The following is a 19,537-nucleotide window of genomic DNA, read 5'->3' as shown; positions in this document are numbered from 1 at the left end:
CGGCGCGCCCTACTCGACGCGGTGCGCCCCCGCGCTCGCGACGGCCTCGAAGATCCGCGGGGCGGCATGGCCGGCCGCCGCGAACGCCTCGGTGACCGCCGCGCTCACGGCCGTGGCGTCCGCCTCCTCGACGAGCACGATCGCCGAGCCGCCGAAACCGCCGCCGGTCATCCGGGCCCCGAGGGCGCCCGTCGCCAGCGCGGAGTCGACGGCGAGGTCGAGCTCGGGACAGGAGATCTTGAAGTCGTCGCGGAGCGAGGCGTGGCCGGCCGTCAGCAGCGGGCCGATGGCGCGGGTGCGGCCCGCGTCGAGGTGGGTGATGACCTCTTCGACGCGGTGGTTCTCGGTGACGATGTGCCGGACGAGGGCCTGGACGACGGGGTCTCCGGCCAGCCCTGACAGCGCCTCGGGCAGTTGCGCGTAGGGCACGTCGCGCAGGGCAGGCACCCCGAGCGCCCGCGCGCCGCGCTCGCAGCCGGCGCGCCGCTCCGCGTATGCGCCGTCCCCCAGCTCGTGCTTCACCCGGGTGTCGACCACGAGGAGCCGCAGGCCCTCCCCCGTCAGGTCGAACGGGACCTGGCGCCGGGTGAGGTCGCGGGTGTCCAGGAACAGGGCGTGGCCCTCGGTGCAGCAGGCCGCTGCGGTCTGGTCCATGATCCCGCAGGGCACCCCGACGAAGGCGTTCTCGGCCCGCTGGGCGAGCTGCGCCAGCCGCTGCGGCTCCTGGCCGAGCGCGTACAGGTCGTTGAGGGCGAGCGCGGTGACGACCTCCAGGGCGGCGGAGGAGGAGAGTCCGGCGCCGGTGGGCACCGTGCTCTCGAAGTGCAGATCCGCGCCGCCGACGGGGAGGCCGGCCTCCCGCATCGCCCAGACGACGCCGGCCGGGTAGGCGGCCCATCCGCCGCTGCGTTGGGCGCCGCCCCGGCTCGTCTCCAGTGCCCCGGAGGCCGTCTCGGGCCATGGCCGCAGCTCGTCGAGGCGCAGTGCGACGATGCCGCCGTCGGCGCCGCCGGAGTGCAGCCGCAGCACCCCGTCGGTGCGGGCCGAGGCGGCGGCGAGGGTGGTGTGCGGCAGGGCGAGCGGCATCACGAAACCGTCGTTGTAATCGGTGTGTTCACCGATCAGGTTGACCCGGCCGGGCGCCGCCCAGGTGCCCGTGGGGGCGGCGCCGTACACCGCGGCGAACTGCCCGGCGGTGTGCCGGCCGCGCCCGGTGGCCGGGGCCGCGGTTCCGTGTGCGGTCATCAGGACTCCTTCGTCCGTTCTAGGTGCTGCGCGAACTCCCAGGCGTCGGCGACGATGCCGGCGAGGTCGGCGCGGGCGGGCCGCCAGCCGAGGCGGTCGACGGCGGTCTGCGCGGAGGCCACCAGCACGGCGGGGTCGCCGCCGCGGCGCGGGGCGGCCACCTCCGGGACGGGGTGCCCGGTGACCTTGCGTACGGTCTCGATGACCTCGCGGACGGAGAAGCCGTTGCCGTTGCCGAGGTTGCAGATCAGATGCTCACCGGCGGTGGCGGCGTCGAGGGCGAGGAGGTGGGCCTCGGCGAGGTCGGCGACGTGGATGTAGTCGCGGACGCAGGTGCCGTCGGGGGTGGGGTAGTCCTCGCCGTAGACGGAGATCGCCGCGCGCTTGCCCTGGGCGACCTGGAGGACGAGCGGGATCAGGTGCGACTCGGGGTCGTGGCGCTCGCCGCAGCTGCCGTAGGCGCCGGCGACATTGAAGTAGCGCAGTGAGACGGCGGCCAGGCCGTGGGCGGCGGCCTCGCCGCTGATCATGTGGTCGACGGCGAGCTTGCTGGCGCCGTACGGGCTGGTCGGCGCGGTCTCGGCGGACTCCGTGATCGGGGTGGACGCCGGCTCGCCGTAGGTGGCGGCGGTGGAGGAGAAGACGAGGGTGCGGACACCGGCGTCGCGCATCGCGGCGAGCAGGTCCATGGTGCCGCCGACGTTGTTGCGCCAGTACTTCTCGGGGTCCACGACGGACTCGCCGACCTGGGAGAAGGCGGCGAAGTGCAGCACCGCGTCGTAGGAGGGGTCGAGCCACTTCGCCGCGTCCTGGATGCGGCCCTCGATGAAGTGGGCTCCGGCGGGGATGCCCTCGCGGTGGCCGGTGGACAGGTCGTCCAGCACGGTGACCTCGTGGCCGGCCTGCAGCAGATGTGCCGCAACGACGCTGCCGACATATCCCGCACCACCGGTGACCAGGTACTTCTTGCTCACTCGCTCGCTACCTCTCGCAGTCGCTCGGCCGCGGCCTCCGGCGGCACATCATTGATGAACACGTTCATGCCGGATTCGGAACCCGCGAGAAACTTCAGCTTGCCGGAAGTTCGGCGGATGGTGAAAAGCTCAAGGTGGAGTGCGAAGTCCTCGCGGCGCCCGGCGCGCAGCGGCGCCTGGTGCCAGGCGGCGATGTACGGCGTGCGCGCGGCGCCGGCCGCACGGGCCCCCCGGCTCGCCCCCTCCCCTTCTTTCCCGCCGTCCCGCCCGGCTTCTTTCCCACCGTCCCGCCCGACGAAGATCCGGTCGAAGCGCCGCAAGACTTCCAGATAGATCTGTGGGAATTCTGTGCGCGCGGCCTCGTCGAGGGCGAGCAGGTCGGGGACCCGGCGCTTGGGGTAGAGGTGCACCTCGTAGGGCCAGTGGGCGGCGTACGGGACGAAGACCACCCAGTGCTCGCCCTCCAGGACGATCCGGCGGCCGTCGGCCAGTTCGTCGGCGACCGTGTCGTCGAAGAGGTTGCCGCCGGTGGCCTCGCGGTGCGCGGCGAGCGAGGTGAGCATCCGCTCGGTGCGCGGGGTGATGAAGGGGTACGCGTAGATCTGGCCGTGCGGGTGGCCGAGGGTGACGCCGATCTCCGCGCCGCGGTTCTCGAAGCAGAAGACCTGCTCCACACCGGGGAGTTGGGACAGTTCCGCGGTGCGGTCGGTCCAGGCCTCCAGGACCAGGGCGGCCTGCTCCTCGCTGAGGTCGGCGAAGGAGGCGTCGTGGTCGGGGGTGAAGCAGACGACCTCGCAGCGGCCGCTGTCGCCGGCGAGGGAGGGGAAGCGGTTCTCGAAGACGGCGACGTCGTAGTCGGGGGCGGGGATCTCGGAGAGCCGGCCGTCACGGGAGGGGCACAGCGGGCATTCGTCGGCCGGGGGGTGGTAGGTGCGGGCCTGGCGGTGTGAGGCGATGGCGACCGAGTCGCCGAGGAGCCGGTCGTGCCTGATCTCGGAGGCGGTGGCGACGGGGTCGAGGGGGCGGTGGTCCCGCTCGTCGCGTACGGCGTCGTCGCGCAGGTCGTAGTAGATGAGCTCCCGGCCGTCCGCCAGCCGGGTCGTCGTCTTCTTCACGGAGCTCCTCACACGCCCACCAAACACAAACAAACACAATGAAGCACAACTCAACAGCGGCGTCAACGCTGGGCACAGCACGGGATACCCCAGGGGCATATACGACATATCGACAGGCCCGATCACAGATCAACAACTCAACCAAACAAAAGTATTCAGTTTCTGAGGGCCCGGGCGTAGCTTTCTGTGCGTTCCGGTCGCGCAAAGAAGCGAGTACCCACCATGATCACCCTGGCCGAGGGGCTACGGCTCCCTACCAACGGGCTGGATTACACGATCCTGGCCCTCTACTTCGTCGTCGTCCTCGGCATCGGATTCGCGGCCAAACGCAGCGTGAAGACGAGCCTGGACTTCTTCCTCTCCGGGCGGTCACTGCCTGCCTGGGTCACCGGTCTCGCGTTCGTCGCCGCCAACCTCGGCGCCACCGAGATCCTCGGTATGGCCGCCAATGGCGCGCAGTACGGGGCCTACACCGTCCACTGGTACTGGATCGGCGCCATCCCGGCGATGGTCTTCCTCGGCCTGGTGATGATGCCGTTCTACTACGGCTCCAAGGTCCGCTCGGTGCCGGAATTCCTCCTGCACCGCTTCGGCCCCTCCTCGCACCTGCTCAGTTCGGTCATCTTCGCCGTCTCGTCCGTACTGATCGCGGGCGTGAACCTGTACGCGATGGCGATCGTGCTGCAGGCGCTGCTCGGCTGGCCGCAGTGGGTCGCGATCGTCGTCGCGGGCTTCTTCGTCCTCGCGTACATCACCATCGGCGGTCTCTCCTCGGCGATCTACAACGAGGTGCTGCAGTTCTTCGTCATCCTGGCGGCGCTGATACCGCTGACCGTCGTCGGCCTCAAGCGCGTCGGGGGCTGGGACGGACTGACCGACTCGCTCACGTCCTCGCACGGGGACGCCTTCCTCACCGCCTGGAAGGGCACCGGCATCGGCGAGGGCAACCCGCTCGGCGCGAACTGGCTCACCATCGTCCTCGGCCTCGGCTTCGTGATGAGCTTCGGCTACTGGACCACCAACTTCGCCGAGGTGCAGCGCGCCCTGTCCGCGAAGAACCTCTCCGCCGCCAAGCGCACCCCGCTGATCGCCGCCTTCCCCAAGATCTTCATCCCGCTGGTGGTGGTCGTCCCCGGTCTGATCGCGCTGGTCATGGAGCCGACGCTGGGCAAGTCCAAGGACGGGCTGCAGTACAACGACGCGATCCCGGTGCTGATGCGGGACCTGCTGCCCAACGGCGTACTGGGCATCGCGGTGACCGGTCTGCTCGCCGCCTTCATGGCCGGCATGGCCGCCAACGTCTCGTCCTTCAACACCGTCTTCACCAACGACATCTGGGCGGCGTACCTCAAGAAGGGCCGGGAGGACGCCTACTACCTGAAGACGGGCCGGGTGGTCACCGCGGTCGGCGTGCTGACCGGCATGGGCACGGCGTTCATCGCCGCCAGCTTCAGCAACATCATGAACTACCTCCAGACGCTGTTCTCGTTCTTCAACGTCCCGCTGTTCGTCGTCTTCATCATCGGCATGTTCTGGAAGCGGACCAGCGCCGCGGCCGGCTTCTGGGGGCTGCTCTCCGGCACCGTGGCCGCGATGGTCAACTACTTCTGGCTCTACAAGCAGGGCATCATCGCGATCCCCTCCGACCAGGGCGCGAACTTCGTCTCCTCCATCGTCGCCTTCGTCGTCGGCGCGCTCGTGATGTTCGTCGTCACGATGGTCACCAAGCCCAAGCCTGTCGAATCCCTGGCCGGCCTGGTCTACGGCACCCGCTCCCCCGGCATGGAGGAGCTGCCCGCCGAGGGCGACGACGCCTGGTACCGCAAGCCGGCCCTGCTGGGCTGGGGCGCGATCATCCTCGCCGCCCTCTGCTACATCCCGTTCTCCTTCTGAACCTGCTGAACCAGCGGAGTTGACGCACCATGAGTGACTACCAGCACGAGGTCGCGGAGCTGGAGCGCGAATCGGCGACCGCCGCGCGGCTCTTCGACGTACGGCGCATCATCGGCGGCCTGTTCGTCGTCTACGGCGTGATCGTCACCATCGCCGGCGTAATGGCGACCGACGCGGACCTCAAGAAGGCCCAGAACATCAACATCAATCTGTGGACGGGCCTGGGCATGCTCGCCCTCGGCCTGTTCTTCCTGGTTTGGATGAAGCTACGACCGGCGGTTCCGCCTACGGCTGAGGAGTTGGCGGACGGGAGTGGGGGTGGGGGTGGGGAGGGGTGAGTGCGGGGGCGTGATGGGCTGAGGGGGGTGTCGCGGGGGCGGGGCGGGGGCGGCTTGTCCGGTTCTGTCGCCGCGCGGGGCTGAGCTGGGCCGGGCTACCGCGGGGGCGGCTCGTCCCGTACCGCCATCGCGCAGGGCTGAGCACGGCTAACGCGAGGGCGGCGCCAGCTCATCCGGTCGGTCCCGCCACCGCACAGGACTGGGCGCGACTAACGCGGCGGAGGCACCGGCTCGTCCGACCCCGCCCCCGCCGCCCCGCGCGCGCCACGGCCGCCCGCCCGGTCCAGCAGCCCCGTACGCGCCGCCAGCGCGGCGGCCTCCAGCCGGGAGCCCACCTCCAGCTTCATCAGCACCCGCTGCACATGCGTACGCGCCGTACTCGGCGCGATGTCCATCCCCGCCGCAATCAGGCGGGTGTCCTCACCGTCCGCGACCCGCATCAGCACCTCGACCTCCCGCGGGGTGAGCAGCTCCAGCAGCCGCGCCCCCTCGTCGTCCGGCTGCGCCGCGGGGTGCAGCAACTCCTCGAAGGCCTGCTGCAACAACTGCGGCGACACCGCCGACTCCCCCGCCCGCGCCTTCATCATGGCGCGCTCGACACCTTCGATCCGCTCGTCATTACGGACGTAACCGGAAGCCCCGGCGGCAAAAGCGGCGGCGATCCCGCGCGGGCTGGGAACCGGCCCCAGCACCACCACCGCGACCTGCGGCCGCTCCTTCTTGATCCGTACGACCGGGTCGAAGGCCCCCGGCCGGGCGGGCGCGGCGGTACCCAGCAGACACACCTCGGGCGCCCGGCTCACCACCAGCTCCGCGGCCCCCGCACTCGGCGCGGCCGCCGCCAGCACCCGGTGCCCGCGCAGTTTCAGCGCCGAGGCGAGCGCCTCCGCGAGCAGACGATGATCGTCGACCACCATGAGCCGCACGCCCATCGAGCAACCTCCCCCGCTCCGGCGGGCCCCGGCGCAGCCCCCGGCCGGGCCGCTTGTCCCCGGGAAGCTACACGCTCGGCTGCGATAGCGCGCCCCCTACCGGGAAGAAGCCCCCCGGAATGCTGGAATCCCGGCCATTCGGGGCTGGTTGGCGTGCTCGCGAGGGAGTGGGGGCGGGGGCTCGCGCGGACCGGGCTCTGCCGATGCACGGGGCGCAGAGGGTGTAACGGCGTAACCCAGCGGCTCTCGCGCAGAGTTGAGACGGTCCGCCCTCAGGCGCCACCCATGGCAAGCAGCCTCGGTCGCCACATCGAGCGCGTCACCCGCCAACGCCGTTCTTCGAACTCCACCCCACTCCAAATTGGTTGAACTCAAAAGAAACCAGTGGCCGGTTTTCCGGCGGAGCGTCATTGCCTGCATTGTCAGTGCCGTATGCGAAAGTGGGTTCGACAGTTGAGCTGAAGTCGGGGAGGGAGCCGGCCGTCATGTCATTGGCCGACGAAGTAGCGGCAGCACACGCAGGGGAACCGAATCCGGCCGCACTGGTGGGTGAGTTCCGCCGGACACCGGTATTGATACCGCTCATCAACGACTCCCTCATGTCGGCCGAGTTGTCCGGTATCCGCTGGTTGTACGCCTTCTCCGACGAACAGGAACTGGCTCGCTTCGCGGCGTCCCGCGGCGCCGCTCCCGAGACCGAGCTGTCCTACGCCCGCGCGGTCGGCGCGCGTCTCCTGGACGTCGTCATCCCCGCCATCGAGGGGCCGGCGGGCGTGGTGCTCGACGCGGGAAGTGAGCAGGGGATGGTGTTTCCGCCGGTCAGTGGCATCGTGCCGGACTCAGCGGCGATCGACCTCATCGAGCCGGGCCAGGCCGACAGCGGACCTGGTGCACCCGTGGCCGGGGGTGCGGCATGACGTCCGCCGAGGGTTACGAACTCGATCCGACGGCCCTGAAGCAGGTCACCAAGGGCATCCACGACTCGATCGCGGAACTGAAGGAGCTGGGCTTCGACACCAACGCCCAGCTCGGCCAGGGATTCGACAAGCTGGCCCTCTCCGGCATGGAGAGCGGGCACGCCGGCATGAGTTCCGTATTCGATGACTTCTGTGAACGCTGGGGCTGGGGCGTTCGCCTGCTCATCCATGAAGCCAACGAATTCGCGCGCCGTCTTGATTTGACGGCCGGGCTTTATCACGAGCAGGAGCAGTATGTTTCGACCACGCTCAAGGTCGGGGCGAATGCGCTGCTGATGGGCGACCCGACCATGACGGAGGAACAGCTCAAGCACCGGACGTGGAAGCAAGTCCGCGACGACAACGCAATCACCCAGTTCGACGACGCGGACTGGGACCCCAACTCCGCCAGATCCCGCAAGGCCTTTCAGGAAGTCGACCAGGCTGCACAGCAGACGGGCGAGGACTTCGCGACGTCCAAGTGGGCGGGCGACAAGGACCACAACTGGGCTCTGCGGCCATTTCAAGACGACCGTGACGCCCCGGCGCAGGCCAACGACCACAACGGGTCCTGACACGCCGTTGCACCGCACCACCGCACATCCACTGCTGCACAGCACCACTGGGGGTTAATAACTGATGGGCCTCGGCGACCTCATCAATTCCGCGGCCGAGAAGGCCGGCAACGCCGTCGATGGCGTCAAGGAGGCGGCCGGCGAGGCCGTCGACTCCGCCACGGACATGACCGCCGATGCACTCGACTACGTCGGTGCGGACGGCGCGGCCAAGACCGTCCGCTCGGCCGGTGACGACGTCGCCGATGCGCTGGGCGCGCAGGTCGCTGAGCGGCAGCTGGGTGAGAGCGACGACCCCAAGGAGCTGATCCACGGCGACGTCGCGAAGATCAATGAATCCGCCGCGCACCTGAAGGACTTCTACGCCGCCTTCGAACGCGTCGGCCAGGGAATCCGCAAACTGGACGCCGGATCGTGGAAGGGAAAGGCCGCCGACAGCTTCCACGAGAAGTTCGACGTACACCCCAAACAGTGGATGCGCACCGCGGACGCCTGTGAGGCGGCGTGGAAGGCCCTCGACTCCTACGCGGATACGGTCTCCTGGGCGCAGAAGAAGGCTCAGGCGGCCATCGACGCATGGCGCGCGGCCGAGAAGAAGACCATGAAGGCGTTCAAGGCGTACAGCCACGCGGTCGACACGTACAACGCCAAGGCAGACGCATATAACGCCGCACGGGACGAGGGTTCCGACCCGGGACCCAAGCCCGACAAGCCCGGCGACTTCCACGACCCCGCTGACCAGGATCGCGAGGCGGCGCAGGACATCCTCAAAAACGCCCGCAGCGAGCGCAACGAGGCCGCGGAGAAAGCACAGCACGCCCTCAAGAACGCACTGGAACACGCCCCGCAGGCACCCAAGTTCACCACTGAGACGGCTCTCGACGCCGCTGACGGCATCGCAGCCGGCGGCATGAACCTGATGCACGTCGTCGGCGGTGTGGGCAAGGCCCTGGTCGAAACGGTCAACCTGGGCCGCATGGTGAACCCGCTGGAGCCGTACAACCTCGCCCACCCCCATCAGTACATGGCCAACGTCTCCAAGATCACGCTAGGCCTGGCCAGTACGGCCGCCCACCCCGGTCGCCTGGCCAAGGGGATGCTCGGCGAAGGCTGGGGCAGCGACCCCGGGGATGCGCTTGGCGGCGTCATCGGCAATCTCATCGGCGCCAAGGGCGTCGGCGCCGTCGGCAAGGGCGTGATGAAGGCGGGGGCGAAGGACGCGGTCAAGGGGGCCGCGCGGACAGCCGTCGAGCAAGGCGGCAAGCGCACCATCATGGACCGGGCCCGTACCGCCTGGTGCAAGATCTTCGGCAACGACCCCATCGACATGGCAACCGGCCGGATGATCCTGCCGCAGACCGACATCACCCTCCCCGGCAGCCTCCCGCTCACCTTCACCCGCACCTTCGAGTCGTCCTACCGCACCGGTCGCTGGTTCGGCCCGACGTGGATGAGCACCGTCGACCAGCGCCTGGAAATCGACGCCGAGGGCGTCATCCTCATCGGCGAGGAGGGCAACTTCCTCCTCTACCCACACCCGGCCGTAGGCGTGCCCACCCTCCCCACCGAGGGCGACGGCCACCCCCTGGAGCGCACACCGGACGGCGACTACCTCCTCACCGACCCGGTCACCGGCATCCGCCGCTACTTCACCACCTACACCGAAGACCTCGCCGTCCTCGACGAGATATCCGACCGCCGCGGCAACCACCACACCTTCGACTACACCGAAGACGGCACCCCCACCGCCATCACCCACAGCGCCGGCTACCGCCTCCTGCTCACCACCGAAGAGGGCCGCATCACGGCCCTCCACCTCGCAGGCGCGGCCCCCGACGGCTCCGACCAACTGCTGATGACATACGGCTACGACACCGCCGGCAACCTCATCACCACCACCAACTCCTCCGGCCTCCCCCTCCGCTTCACCTACGACGACCACGGCCGGATCACGTCCTGGACGGACACCAACAACAGCAGCTACACCTACGTCTACGACGACGATGACCGCTGCACCTCGCAGGGCGGCATTGCGGGCCACCTCCGCGCCCAGTTCACGTGGGGCGACCCGGATCCCGTAACGGGCCTGCGCACCAACCTGCTCCACAACTCCCAGGGCGGCGTCACCCGCTACGAGGTCAACGAACGCCACCAGATCGTCGCGGAGACCGACCCCACGGGCGCCACCACCCGCACGGTCCACGACGCCAAACACCGCGTCCTGTCGACGACCGACCCCCTGGGCCGCACCACCCACATCGACTACGACGACGAGGGCCGCCCGGTGAGCGTCGTCCTCCCGGACGGAAGCCGGTCCACCACTACCTACAACGACCTCGGCCTGCCCCTGACCACCACCGGTCCGGACGGCACCACCTGGACCCACACCTACGACGCCGACGGCAACCGGACGGCCACCACCGACCCCACTGGGGCCACCACCACCTACACCCACGACGAGCGCGGCCACATCGCTGCCGTCACCGACGCCTTGGGCAACATCACCCGTCTCTACTGCGACAAAGCGGGCCTGCCGATCTCGGTCACCGACCCCCTCGGCGCGGTGACCCACTACCGCCGCGATGCCTTCGGCCGCACGACCTCGGTCACAGACCCGCTCGGCGAGACGACGCACATGGTGTGGACCGTCGAAGGCAAGCTGGCGGCCCGCATCGATGCGACCGGCGCCGCAGAGGAATGGACCTACGACGGCGAGGGCAACCGCCTCACCCACACCGACGCCATCGGCCAGACCACCCGCTTCGAATACACCCACTTCGACCTGCTGACGGCCCGCACCGACCCCGACGGCGTCCGCCACGAATTCACCCACGACACCGAACTCCGCCTCACGCAGGTCACCAATCCCCAAGGATTGACCTGGAACTACACCTATGACGGTTCCGGCCGCCTCATATCCGAGACCGACTTCGACGACCGCGTCCTCACTTACACTCACGATGCCGCAGGCCAACTCGTAACCCGCACCAACACCTTGGGCGAGGTCACGACCTATACCCGCGACACCTTCGGCCGCATCACACACAAGGACGCCGCCGGTCTCGTCACCACCTACGTCCACGACACCAGCGGCAACCTGCAACAAGCGGCCAACCCGGACGCCACCGTCACCTACACCCGCGACATCCTGGGCCGCGTCACCGCCGAAATCGTCAACGGCCGCACCATGACGTTCACCTACGACGCCCTGGGCCGCCGCACCTCCCGCACCACCCCCACCGGCCACACCACCACTTACGCCTACGACGCCGCCGGCAACCGCACGGCTATGGACATCGCCGGCCACGTCCTGGCCTTCGACCACGACGCAGCCGGCCAAGAACTCACCCGGACCATCGGCGACCATCTCCAGCTCACCCACACTTGGGATCCCACCGGCCGCCTCGCCACCCAGTCCCTCACCACAGCAGCCACCGGCACTCTCCAGCCCCCCGCCACGACCGCCCCAGTATCAAACGCCGCTGCCGAAGCACAGCAGGTCCTGCACCGCGGCTACGCCTACCGCCCCGACGGCAATCTCACCGCGATCGACGACTCCCACACTGGCCGCCGCACCTTCGGCCTAGACCGCGCAGGCCGCGTCACCGCCGTCCACGCCGCCGACTGGACCGAGACCTACACCTACGACGAAGCGGGCAACCAAACCCATGCCCGTTGGCCCGACCGCCACGCCAACCCCTCAGCACGAGGCGACCGCACGTACACCGGCACCCGCATCACCAAAGCCGGCGCCATCCGCTACGAACACGACCCTCTCGGCCGCGTAACCTTCCGCCAAAAAACCCGCCTCTCCCGCAAACCGGATACCTGGCACTACATCTGGAGTGCAGAGGACCGCCTCACCTCGGTCATCACGCCCGACGGCACCACCTGGCGCTACCTCTATGACCCCTTCGCCCGAAGAATTGCCAAACAACGCCTCGCAGTCGACGGTACAACCGCCATCGAGCAAACTGACTTCACGTGGGACGGCCACACACTCATAGAACAAACCACATACGCCCAAGGCGCCCAAGAGGCGATCACGCTCACGTGGGATCACGAGCACTTGACGCCACTTAGTCAAACTGAACGCAAGGTCAGAGTTGCCGAGTTCTCCAATATCCCCGACCAGGCCATAGAGCAGCGCTTCTTCGCGATTATTTCCGACCTTGTTGGCACTCCTACAGAGTTGGTGACTGAGTCAGGCCAAACCACATGGCAGTCGCGAGCCACCCTGTGGGGAACTACCATATGGAACGCAGCAGCGACCGCTTACACCCCCCTGCGCTTTCCGGGGCAAATCTTCGACACCGAAACACAACTCCACTATAATTACTTTCGCCATTACGACCCCACCACAGCTCGCTATTTCACGCCAGACCCAATTGGCTTGACGCCCGCACCAAACCCGGTGACCTATGCACACAATCCCACCGGGATAATCGACCCGCTTGGGCTAACACCCTGCGTACCTGAAGGTTTCACCGACCTCGGCGGGAACAGGTTTCAATCTCCCGGCGGCCTGATCTATGGCCCTGGATCTTCACACGGCCACCGCTTGTCTCATGTGATGGAGCATGCTGCACCCGACCCATCCAAGCCCGCGCACAGCGTCTTCAAGAATCCTGAACAAAAAGATATTCTGAGGCTAATCGACGAGGGTTGGGCAAAGCGTGGGGCGCCAGATCCCAATGATCCCGCAAAATACGTGGTCCCCATGGGGCGCGTGGTCGGAACTGCAGGAGAAAGGAATCTACGAATCGTCGTAATACCGGGCACTGGAAAAGTCATAACCGCATTCCCTCAAGCATGAAACAGGTTAAAGAAATGCTTCAATGTCCTCGATGCGAACAAGGGTGGGTCATCACATGCCGCATCATCGGCAATTCCGATACATTTAAGGTGTGTGAAGAGTGCGACACGGTCTGGGAAGACGGCTCCGAGCCCTCGAACATCCCTCCATTCCAATTCCTTGAAGAATACATGGAAAGGTTCAACATGCCCCCGCTCTGGAGTAATCTAGAGCGCCTTGAAGGGAAATGACAGGAAGCGAGTCAGTGCGGCGTTCGGTGGCCTGAAAAGACTTCCCAAAGCGGCACTGGCCGGACGTCCACAGGCTGACGGACTTCGGGTGTGGCGCCAGGCCGGATCTGGAAAACCTGTAATGCTTCGACCCCGCCGAGGCACCGATGGAACCAGATCCGTGTCCCGGCCTCCGCGCCTACGCCAGCCCCTAGTAGGGCTTTGTTAGGTGGTGTCGTAGGGCTGCCATGGGGGGTGTTGGCAGGTGGGGCATGTGCTGTCCAGGTGGCCGCGAGGTGATTGAGGAGGTCCAGGGGGCCTGGCAGAGGGCCAGGCCCTGGCAGGGGCTTTTGGGCAGGTCAGCTGTTCGGTCAGGAATAGGTGGTGACGAGGGTGACGTGGCGGTGCCAGCCGCGAAGTGGTCGAGACCCAGTGTGGTCCTCGACTCGCGGCAGTCGTGCTGGATCTGCCAGCGAAGCTTCGCGAGGCGGAACAGATCCCGGGCGGGGAGGTCGGCGGGCAGGTTCGAGATCCAGTACTTGGCCGGCTCGTCGTCGCCTTCGGGCCATTGGCCGACCAGCCACCGCCGGCCGGTGACACCATTGGGAGCAGGATTCGGGCGGCGCCCAGCGAGCCGGACCCGCAAGATGAGCCACCCCACGCCCTACGCCTCCTCCGCCAACTCCAACCACCGCATCTCCAACTCATCCTTCTCCGCGCTCAGTTCGCGGAGCTGGGCGTCGAGACCCGCGACCTTTTCGAAGTCGGTGGCATTTTCGGCGATCTGAGCGTGGAGCTTGGTCTCCTTGTCGCCGAGCTTGTCCAGCTGGCGCTCGATTTTCTGGAGTTCCTTCTGGGCGGCGCGGTTGACGGCGGCGGCCTTCTTGGGGGCAGTGGTCTGCGGGGCGGGGGCCGGGGTCGCGGCCTCGATGACCTGGCGGCGGCGGTCCAGGTACTCGTCCAGACCGCGCGGCAGCATTCGCAGCGTGGCGTCGCCGAGGAGGGCGTGGACGCGGTCGGTGGTGCGCTCGATGAAGTAGCGGTCGTGGCTGATGACGATGAGGGAGCCGGGCCAGCCGTCGAGGAGGTCTTCCAGCTGGGTCAGGGTCTCGATGTCGAGGTCGTTGGTGGGCTCGTCGAGGAAGAGGACGTTGGGCTCGTCCATGAGGAGGCGGAGGATCTGGAGGCGGCGGCGTTCACCGCCGGAGAGGTCGCCGACCGGCGTCCACTGCTTCTCCTTGGTGAAGCCGAACTTCTCGCAGAGCTGGCCGGCGGTCATCTCCCGGCCCTTGCCCAGGTCGACCCGCTCGCGGACCTGCTGGACGGCCTCCAGCACCCGCAGCGTCGGGGGGAGTTCGCCGACCTCCTGGGAGAGGTAGGCCAGCTTGACGGTCTTGCCGACCACGATCCGGCCGGCCACCGGCTGTGCCTCGCCCTGGGTGCGGGTAGCGTCGGCCAGCGCCCGCAGCAGCGAGGTCTTACCGGCGCCGTTGACGCCCACCAGGCCGATCCGGTCACCGGGGCCCAGCTGCCAGGTCAGATGCTTGAGGAGGATCTTCGGCCCGGCCTGGACGCTGACGTCCTCCAGCTCGAAGACGGTCTTGCCGAGGCGTGAGCTGGCGAACTTCATCAGTTCGGCGTTGTCGCGGGGCGGGGGGACGTCCGCGATCAGTTCGTTGGCGGCCTCGATGCGGAAGCGGGGCTTGCTGGTACGGGCGGGGGCGCCGCGCCGCAGCCACGCCAGCTCCTTGCGCATCAGGTTCTGCCGCTTGGCCTCTTCGGTGGCGGCGATCCGCTCCCGCTCGGCCCGGGCGAAGACGTAGTCGCTGTAGCCGCCCTCGTACTCGTGGACGTCGCCGCGCTGGACGTCCCACATCCGCGTACAGACCTGGTCGAGGAACCAGCGGTCGTGGGTGACGACGACGAGCGCGGAGCGGCGGGCCCGCAGGTGCCCGGCCAGCCAGGAGATGCCCTCGACGTCGAGGTGGTTGGTGGGCTCGTCGAGAACGATCAGGTCCTGCTCGGCGATCAGCAGCTTGGCCAGCGCGATACGGCGGCGCTCACCACCGGAGAGCGGGCCGATGACGGTGTCCAGGCCCTGGATGAAGCCCGGCAGGTGCAGATCGCCGAAGAGACCGGTCAGCACGTCGCGGATCTTGGCGTTGCCGGCCCACTCGTGGTCGGCGAGATCGCCGATGACCTCGTGCCGGATGGTGGCGGCCGGGTCGAGGGAGTCGTGCTGGGTGAGGACGCCGAGGCGCAGCCCACCGTTGTGGGTGACCCGGCCGTTGTCCGCGTCCTCCAGCTTGGCGAGGATCCGGATCAGGGTGGTCTTGCCGTCCCCGTTGCGCCCGACGACGCCGATCCGGTCCCCCTCGTTGACGCCGAGCGAGACACCGTCGAGCAGGGCACGGGTCCCGTAGACCTTGCCGACGGCTTCCAGATTGACGAGGTTGACGGCCATCTCACTCCTGCACTTCAGACCTGCGCTTCCGACCTGCACTCCAGATCGATCGATCTCCCCAGCCTAGTCGGCGTGCGGCGGAGGTCCGCCGGGAGACAAATACCTGTGGATAAGTGCGGGGAGATGAGTACCGGGAGATGAGTAGCCGTACTGATGGCAGGGGCGGACGGCGGGCCTAGCGTGGGCCGCATGATCAACGACGAGGCGCCTACCGCCCTTCCCGTGCGCGACGAGGCACAGTCGGTGAGGGCTTCCGTCGTGGGCCGCATCTTCATCGGCCTGCTGATACTGGCGTTCGCCGGGGTGACCGGACTGTTCGCGCCGCTGCTGGTCATGGCGAGCGACAGCTGCAACGAGGGCGACGCCCGCATGATCTGCTCTGCGGGCGCCCAGCAGATCGTCGGCGGCCTGCCGGTCGCCGCCGCCTTCGTGGCCGCCCTCCTTGCGGTGGTAGGCATGGGCAGCAGGAGCGCGGCCGGCTGGGGCTGCCTCGTGGCGGCGCCGTGTGTGCTGGTCGTGTCCTGGGTGGTGTCGCTGGGCATCGCGGGCGCCTGAGGCGCCGCGCGCCCGCGATGTAACGTGCCGTCATGGCACCGGACATGGGCACGACAGTGGAGACGGAACGCGGGCTGGTCTACGGACCGAGCGGCAAGCAGCTGGACGTCTACCGTCCGGCCGAGGCGCCCCGGCCGGCGCCGACCGTACTGCTCTGGCACGGCATCGGCCCCGACGAACGGGACGTCCTGGAGCCGCTGGCCAGTACGGCGGCGGCGCACGGACTCCTGGTGCTCGTACCGGACTGGCGCTCGGACGCCGCGGACGGCGGCCGGGCGCATCTGCTGGAGTCCCTGGCCTTCGCCCGCAAGGAAGCGGGCGGGCTGGGCGGCGACGGGGAGTCGTTCGTGCTGGCGGGCTGGTCGGCGGGGGCCGGGGCCGCGCTCGGCGTCGCGCTGCGGCCCGAGAGCGTGGAGGGGTGGCGGCCGAGGGCGGTGGTGGGTCTGGCTGGCCGCTATGACCTGCAGGCGCGGACCACCGGGGCCGCGCCGCTGGCCGATCTCGACGCGGGCCGGGAGCCTGGCGTACCGGTTCACCTCGTCCACGGCAGCCGCGACCCCGTCGTGGAGGCCCGGTACTCCCGCGACCTCGCCGAGGCGCTGCGGGCCGCGGGCCGGACGGTGCCCCTCCAGGAGCCGGACACCGACCACGCGGGCGTGATCATGACCGCGTACGACCCGGCGACGGACCGCTGTGTCCCTACGACTGCCGAGCATGCGGTACGGGCGGGGCGGGCGGTGGCCGAGGTGCTGACCGAGGCTGCCGGGGGCGGGGGCGCGGCGTAACGCTTCGGCCCCTCGTGGTGTGTCAACGGCGGCCGCCCCCGCCGGACGACCAGGAGTTGAGCCTCCGTACAGCCTCCTCCAGCTCCCGGCGCCGGGCGTCCTGATCCACGGGATGCCGCGTCGAGGCAGGGAGGTACGGCCGAACGAGGCGGCCGTCCTCGTCGCACAGCGGGAGCAGTTCGGGCGGCAGTCGCCGGAGGAATACGAGGCGCCGCCGCGCCGGAGCCTCCGGCAACCAGGCCATGGGCGAGAGGGCACCGGTACTACTGCTCGCCCGATGGCCGCCCCGCCCCGGAAGTAACCAACTCAGCAGCATTCCGAGGGTTGTTCGGGCGAGGCCCGGCAGTCCGTTCAACGGGCGGCCGCCTTGCGGAGGACCTCGGCGAGGCGGCGTGCGGTCGCCGCATTGCAGTTACCGAGGGCCACCAGCGAGACGCCGTAGACGCCCGCGAAGCCCGGCAGATCGACGCCGAGCGACGGCAGCGTGATGCCGTGGTCCTTCAGCGCGGTGCGCAGCTCTTCTGCGCTTTCGTGTACGTCGTCGGGGAGGGAGCGATCGAGGGGCATGGACCCCGCCTTTCTGTACGCATAGCAACGAACCGCTTACAGAGTGAGGTGACGCGGCGTAGCGTGAAAGGGGTTTGGGCTCCCGGGCGCGGTCCGGGGAATGCGCGGTGTGACGTGGTGGAAATGTGGGAACCGCCGGGGCCCGTCCGCAATCACTGTGAATCAGCTACACGTACGGCGGTGAACCGTGGCACGACGCAAGGACATCGACGGGTCGGCGGGAGTTCCGACCTTCTACGGCAAGGAGCTGCGCTACCAGCGGGAGTTGGCCGGCCTCACGCTCCAGCAGCTGGTTGAGGGAAGCTTCTACGGCCCCAGCCACCTCAGCGAGATCGAGCGCGGCGAACGACGGATGCCGGCGGAGCTGGCCGAGCACGTGGACAAGACGCTGAAGACCGATGGCTTCTTCCGACGGCGCTGCGAGGACGTGCGGAAGGCGAGGCGGACAGGCCATGCCGAGTACTTCGAGCGCGTATTGGAGGCGGAGAAGTACGCGGCAAGCATCGAGGAGTGGTCCCCTACCGTCATTCCTGGTTTGTTGCGGACCGAGCCGTACACACGAGCAGTGGCGCAGGCGGCGCATCCGCTGGCGTCCGACGCAGAGGTGGACGAGAAGGTCCAAGCCTCCATGGCCCGTGCCTGTCTGTTCGAGGGCGACCAGAAGACTCCAGAGTATTGGGCGATCCTGCACGAGTCGCTGCTGCGCCACCCGATCATTCCGCCGGACGCTGCGGCCGACCAGCTAGACCACATCTCAGCCCTGGCACGGAGCCGCCGGATCGTTCCACAGATCCTTCCGTGGAACTGCGGACCGCATCCCCTCATGGTGGTGGGCTTGACCAAGATCATGACCTTTACGGATGCTCCGCCACTGGCCTACCTGGAATCGCAGTACAGCGGTGACACGATCGATGATCCGGCCCTCGTGCAGAAGTACCGCAAGGCATACGATTGGCTCAGGGCCGCCGCGCTGCCGCCGAAGGCGTCCCTCGCCATGATCGAGAAAGCGGCTGAGGATTATCGAAATGGCAAACAGCCACATTGACTTGAGCACGGCCGCCTGGCGCAAAAGCAGCTACAGCAACGGCGACGGCGGGGACTGTGTCGAGGTGGTCGACGACCTCCCCGGCATCATCCCCGTCCGCGACTCCAAGGACCCGCACGGCCCCACGATCGTCTTCCCGGCCAACGCCTGGTCATCCTTCGTCTCTGCCGTCAAGAACACCAACCTTCCGGGCATCTGAGTTCACCCGAACACCCGAGGGCGCGGGGCGAGACCGCGAGAATGCCGCCCCGCCGCGTTGTGGCCCCGCGGGGCGGGCAGGCTTCCGTTGCGGGGGTCGAAGCAGCGGCAGGGGATGACCGAAATGGCAAACAGCCACGTTGACTTGAGAACCGCCGTCTGGCGCAAGAGCAGCTACACCAACGGCGACGGCGGGAACTGTCTCGAGGTCGCCGAGGGCTTCCCCGGGGCCGCCCGCTGGCGCAAGAGCACGTACAGCAACGGCGACGGCGGCAACTGCGTCCAGGTCGTCGACGACCTCCCCGGCATCGTCCCCGTCCGCGACTCCAAGGACCCACACGGCCCCGCGATCGTCTTCCCGGCCGCCGCTTGGACGTCCTTCATCTCCGCCGTCAAGGACACCGACCTCCCGAGCGTCTGAACTCTCCCGGGTGCTTGAACGCTTCCAGCCGCTGGCTACCAAGGCACGCTTCTGCGTGGTCAGTTCAGCGCTTTCTCAATCGCCTCGAAGATGTCGGCGTCGGTCTCCTGCTGCCAGGCCGGAAGGTCGGGCCAGTCCGCAACGTAGCCCGGCTTTGGGTCGTCGAAGTGCTTGAACATCTGGGCCGTCCAGCAGGTCGCGATGAAGCGGCCCTTCTGCTCCCGGGACAGCCTGGACGTGCGCCCGTCGCTGATCTCGATGAAGTGGCGCACCTGCTCGTAGACCGACCCGGCGGCCTCGCGCTCCCACTGCGGGGTGTCGGCCCACGGAGTGACGTAGCCGGACTTCGGCTCCCCGGGGAAGTGCTGATGCACTCCCGCAATCCAGGTTTCCCGGAACAGTCGTGCGCCCTCGGTCTGCGACATGTCATCCCCTCTTGTCACGGCGTG

At 68.3% G+C, this 19,537-nt stretch carries 17 protein-coding genes and 1 pseudogene; 10 read left to right on the top strand and 8 right to left on the bottom strand.

The window, feature by feature from the left end:
• Nucleotides 1-9: 9 nt before the first annotated feature.
• Genes galK through galT form a run of 3 tightly spaced genes read right to left on the bottom strand, consistent with a single transcriptional unit; the run spans nt 10 to nt 3,334 of the window.
• On the bottom strand, nt 10-1,245 hold the full coding sequence (gene galK / locus STRNI_RS25285; RefSeq protein ID WP_277412064.1) for a galactokinase: 1,236 nt from the start codon (nt 1,243-1,245) through the stop codon (nt 10-12).
• Nucleotides 1,245-2,219 carry a UDP-glucose 4-epimerase GalE gene (gene galE, locus STRNI_RS25280; RefSeq protein ID WP_018091076.1) on the bottom strand — a complete coding sequence of 325 codons (975 nt, stop codon included), beginning with the start codon at nt 2,217-2,219 and terminating at the stop codon, nt 1,245-1,247. Before galE ends, galK begins: the two co-directional genes overlap by 1 nt.
• Nucleotides 2,216-3,334 carry a galactose-1-phosphate uridylyltransferase gene (galT, locus tag STRNI_RS25275; protein ID WP_277412063.1) on the bottom strand — a complete coding sequence of 373 codons (1,119 nt, stop codon included), beginning with the start codon at nt 3,332-3,334 and terminating at the stop codon, nt 2,216-2,218. Before galT ends, galE begins: the two co-directional genes overlap by 4 nt.
• Nucleotides 3,335-3,556: 222 nt before the next feature.
• On the opposite strand from galT, the gene STRNI_RS25270 reads away from it, so the two are divergent.
• Together STRNI_RS25270 and STRNI_RS25265 are read left to right on the top strand one after the other, a co-directional pair.
• On the top strand, nt 3,557-5,227 hold the full coding sequence (locus tag STRNI_RS25270; protein WP_277412062.1) for a sodium:solute symporter family protein: 1,671 nt from the start codon (nt 3,557-3,559) through the stop codon (nt 5,225-5,227).
• A 29-nt stretch (nt 5,228-5,256) separates the two neighbouring features.
• On the top strand, nt 5,257-5,565 hold the full coding sequence (locus tag STRNI_RS25265; RefSeq protein WP_159488018.1) for a hypothetical protein: 309 nt from the start codon (nt 5,257-5,259) through the stop codon (nt 5,563-5,565).
• A gap of 209 nt (nt 5,566-5,774) precedes the next feature.
• Here the strand turns inward: STRNI_RS25265 and STRNI_RS25260 are convergent, their stop codons facing one another.
• Complete coding sequence (locus STRNI_RS25260; RefSeq protein ID WP_159488017.1) at nt 5,775-6,497, bottom strand: response regulator transcription factor; 723 nt, start codon at nt 6,495-6,497, stop codon at nt 5,775-5,777.
• A gap of 485 nt (nt 6,498-6,982) precedes the next feature.
• On the opposite strand from STRNI_RS25260, the gene STRNI_RS25255 reads away from it, so the two are divergent.
• The 3 genes from STRNI_RS25255 (at nt 6,983) to STRNI_RS25245 (ending at nt 12,844) form a co-directional block, all read left to right on the top strand.
• A complete protein-coding gene (locus STRNI_RS25255; protein WP_277412061.1) occupies nt 6,983-7,414 on the top strand; it encodes an SseB family protein in 432 nt (143 codons plus the stop codon).
• Nucleotides 7,411-8,028, top strand: a complete 618-nt coding sequence (locus tag STRNI_RS25250; RefSeq protein ID WP_109890287.1) for a hypothetical protein — start codon at nt 7,411-7,413, stop codon at nt 8,026-8,028. The genes STRNI_RS25255 and STRNI_RS25250 overlap by 4 nt, the downstream gene beginning before the upstream one ends.
• Before the next feature lie 64 nt (nt 8,029-8,092).
• Nucleotides 8,093-12,844: a putative T7SS-secreted protein gene (locus tag STRNI_RS25245; protein ID WP_277412060.1), complete on the top strand. Its 4,752-nt coding sequence runs from the start codon at nt 8,093-8,095 to the stop codon at nt 12,842-12,844.
• A gap of 542 nt (nt 12,845-13,386) precedes the next feature.
• Here STRNI_RS25245 and STRNI_RS41665 read toward each other — a convergent pair.
• A pseudogene (locus tag STRNI_RS41665) lies at nt 13,387-13,708 on the bottom strand (IS701 family transposase); the annotation flags it as partial.
• Between the two features lie 9 nt (nt 13,709-13,717).
• Nucleotides 13,718-15,517 (bottom strand): ABC-F family ATP-binding cassette domain-containing protein, encoded by a 1,800-nt coding sequence (locus STRNI_RS25240; protein ID WP_277412059.1) that lies wholly within the window; start codon nt 15,515-15,517, stop codon nt 13,718-13,720.
• A 189-nt stretch (nt 15,518-15,706) separates the two neighbouring features.
• Between STRNI_RS25240 and STRNI_RS25235 the strand changes: the two genes are divergently transcribed.
• Both STRNI_RS25235 and STRNI_RS25230 read left to right on the top strand, forming a co-directional pair.
• Nucleotides 15,707-16,072, top strand: a complete 366-nt coding sequence (locus STRNI_RS25235) for a hypothetical protein (RefSeq protein ID WP_266449999.1) — start codon at nt 15,707-15,709, stop codon at nt 16,070-16,072.
• A 32-nt stretch (nt 16,073-16,104) separates the two neighbouring features.
• Complete coding sequence (locus STRNI_RS25230; RefSeq protein WP_277412058.1) at nt 16,105-16,857, top strand: alpha/beta hydrolase; 753 nt, start codon at nt 16,105-16,107, stop codon at nt 16,855-16,857.
• Between the two features lie 351 nt (nt 16,858-17,208).
• On the opposite strand, the gene STRNI_RS25225 is transcribed toward STRNI_RS25230, so the two are convergent.
• A complete protein-coding gene (locus STRNI_RS25225; protein WP_109890301.1) occupies nt 17,209-17,424 on the bottom strand; it encodes a hypothetical protein in 216 nt (71 codons plus the stop codon).
• A 187-nt stretch (nt 17,425-17,611) separates the two neighbouring features.
• Between STRNI_RS25225 and STRNI_RS25220 the strand changes: the two genes are divergently transcribed.
• The 3 genes from STRNI_RS25220 to STRNI_RS25210 all read left to right on the top strand — a co-directional run bounded on the left by STRNI_RS25220 (nt 17,612) and on the right by STRNI_RS25210 (nt 19,088).
• A complete protein-coding gene (locus STRNI_RS25220; RefSeq protein WP_018091090.1) occupies nt 17,612-18,469 on the top strand; it encodes a helix-turn-helix domain-containing protein in 858 nt (285 codons plus the stop codon).
• Nucleotides 18,450-18,668: a DUF397 domain-containing protein gene (locus STRNI_RS25215; RefSeq protein ID WP_093636704.1), complete on the top strand. Its 219-nt coding sequence runs from the start codon at nt 18,450-18,452 to the stop codon at nt 18,666-18,668. Before STRNI_RS25220 ends, STRNI_RS25215 begins: the two co-directional genes overlap by 20 nt.
• A gap of 144 nt (nt 18,669-18,812) precedes the next feature.
• Nucleotides 18,813-19,088, top strand: coding sequence for a DUF397 domain-containing protein (locus tag STRNI_RS25210; RefSeq protein ID WP_277412057.1), 276 nt, complete (start codon nt 18,813-18,815; stop codon nt 19,086-19,088).
• Between the two features lie 59 nt (nt 19,089-19,147).
• On the opposite strand, the gene STRNI_RS25205 is transcribed toward STRNI_RS25210, so the two are convergent.
• The gene (locus tag STRNI_RS25205) at nt 19,148-19,513 is read right to left on the bottom strand and encodes a hypothetical protein (protein WP_277412056.1); all 366 of its coding nucleotides are present in this window, start codon (nt 19,511-19,513) and stop codon (nt 19,148-19,150) included.
• Nucleotides 19,514-19,537 lie beyond the last annotated feature (24 nt).

It is taken from the genome of Streptomyces nigrescens (assembly GCF_027626975.1).
GTDB classification, from domain to species: domain Bacteria; phylum Actinomycetota; class Actinomycetes; order Streptomycetales; family Streptomycetaceae; genus Streptomyces; species Streptomyces nigrescens.
This window is presented reverse-complemented; position numbering and strand designations above follow the sequence as displayed.

Excerpts from the sequence above, each read along its gene's own strand:
- galK (WP_277412064.1), bottom strand. The coding sequence starts at position 1,245 with ATGACCGCACACGGAACCGCGGCCCCGGCCACCGGGCGCGGCCGGCAC.
- STRNI_RS25270 (WP_277412062.1), top strand. The coding sequence starts at position 3,557 with ATGATCACCCTGGCCGAGGGGCTACGGCTCCCTACCAACGGGCTGGAT.
- STRNI_RS25265 (WP_159488018.1), top strand. The coding sequence starts at position 5,257 with ATGAGTGACTACCAGCACGAGGTCGCGGAGCTGGAGCGCGAATCGGCG.
- STRNI_RS25260 (WP_159488017.1), bottom strand. The coding sequence starts at position 6,497 with ATGGGCGTGCGGCTCATGGTGGTCGACGATCATCGTCTGCTCGCGGAG.
- STRNI_RS25255 (WP_277412061.1), top strand. The coding sequence starts at position 6,983 with ATGTCATTGGCCGACGAAGTAGCGGCAGCACACGCAGGGGAACCGAAT.
- STRNI_RS25250 (WP_109890287.1), top strand. The coding sequence starts at position 7,411 with ATGACGTCCGCCGAGGGTTACGAACTCGATCCGACGGCCCTGAAGCAG.
- STRNI_RS25245 (WP_277412060.1), top strand. The coding sequence starts at position 8,093 with ATGGGCCTCGGCGACCTCATCAATTCCGCGGCCGAGAAGGCCGGCAAC.
- STRNI_RS25240 (WP_277412059.1), bottom strand. The coding sequence starts at position 15,517 with ATGGCCGTCAACCTCGTCAATCTGGAAGCCGTCGGCAAGGTCTACGGG.
- STRNI_RS25235 (WP_266449999.1), top strand. The coding sequence starts at position 15,707 with ATGATCAACGACGAGGCGCCTACCGCCCTTCCCGTGCGCGACGAGGCA.
- STRNI_RS25230 (WP_277412058.1), top strand. The coding sequence starts at position 16,105 with ATGGCACCGGACATGGGCACGACAGTGGAGACGGAACGCGGGCTGGTC.
- STRNI_RS25225 (WP_109890301.1), bottom strand. The coding sequence starts at position 17,424 with ATGCCCCTCGATCGCTCCCTCCCCGACGACGTACACGAAAGCGCAGAA.
- STRNI_RS25215 (WP_093636704.1), top strand. The coding sequence starts at position 18,450 with ATGGCAAACAGCCACATTGACTTGAGCACGGCCGCCTGGCGCAAAAGC.
- STRNI_RS25205 (WP_277412056.1), bottom strand. The coding sequence starts at position 19,513 with ATGTCGCAGACCGAGGGCGCACGACTGTTCCGGGAAACCTGGATTGCG.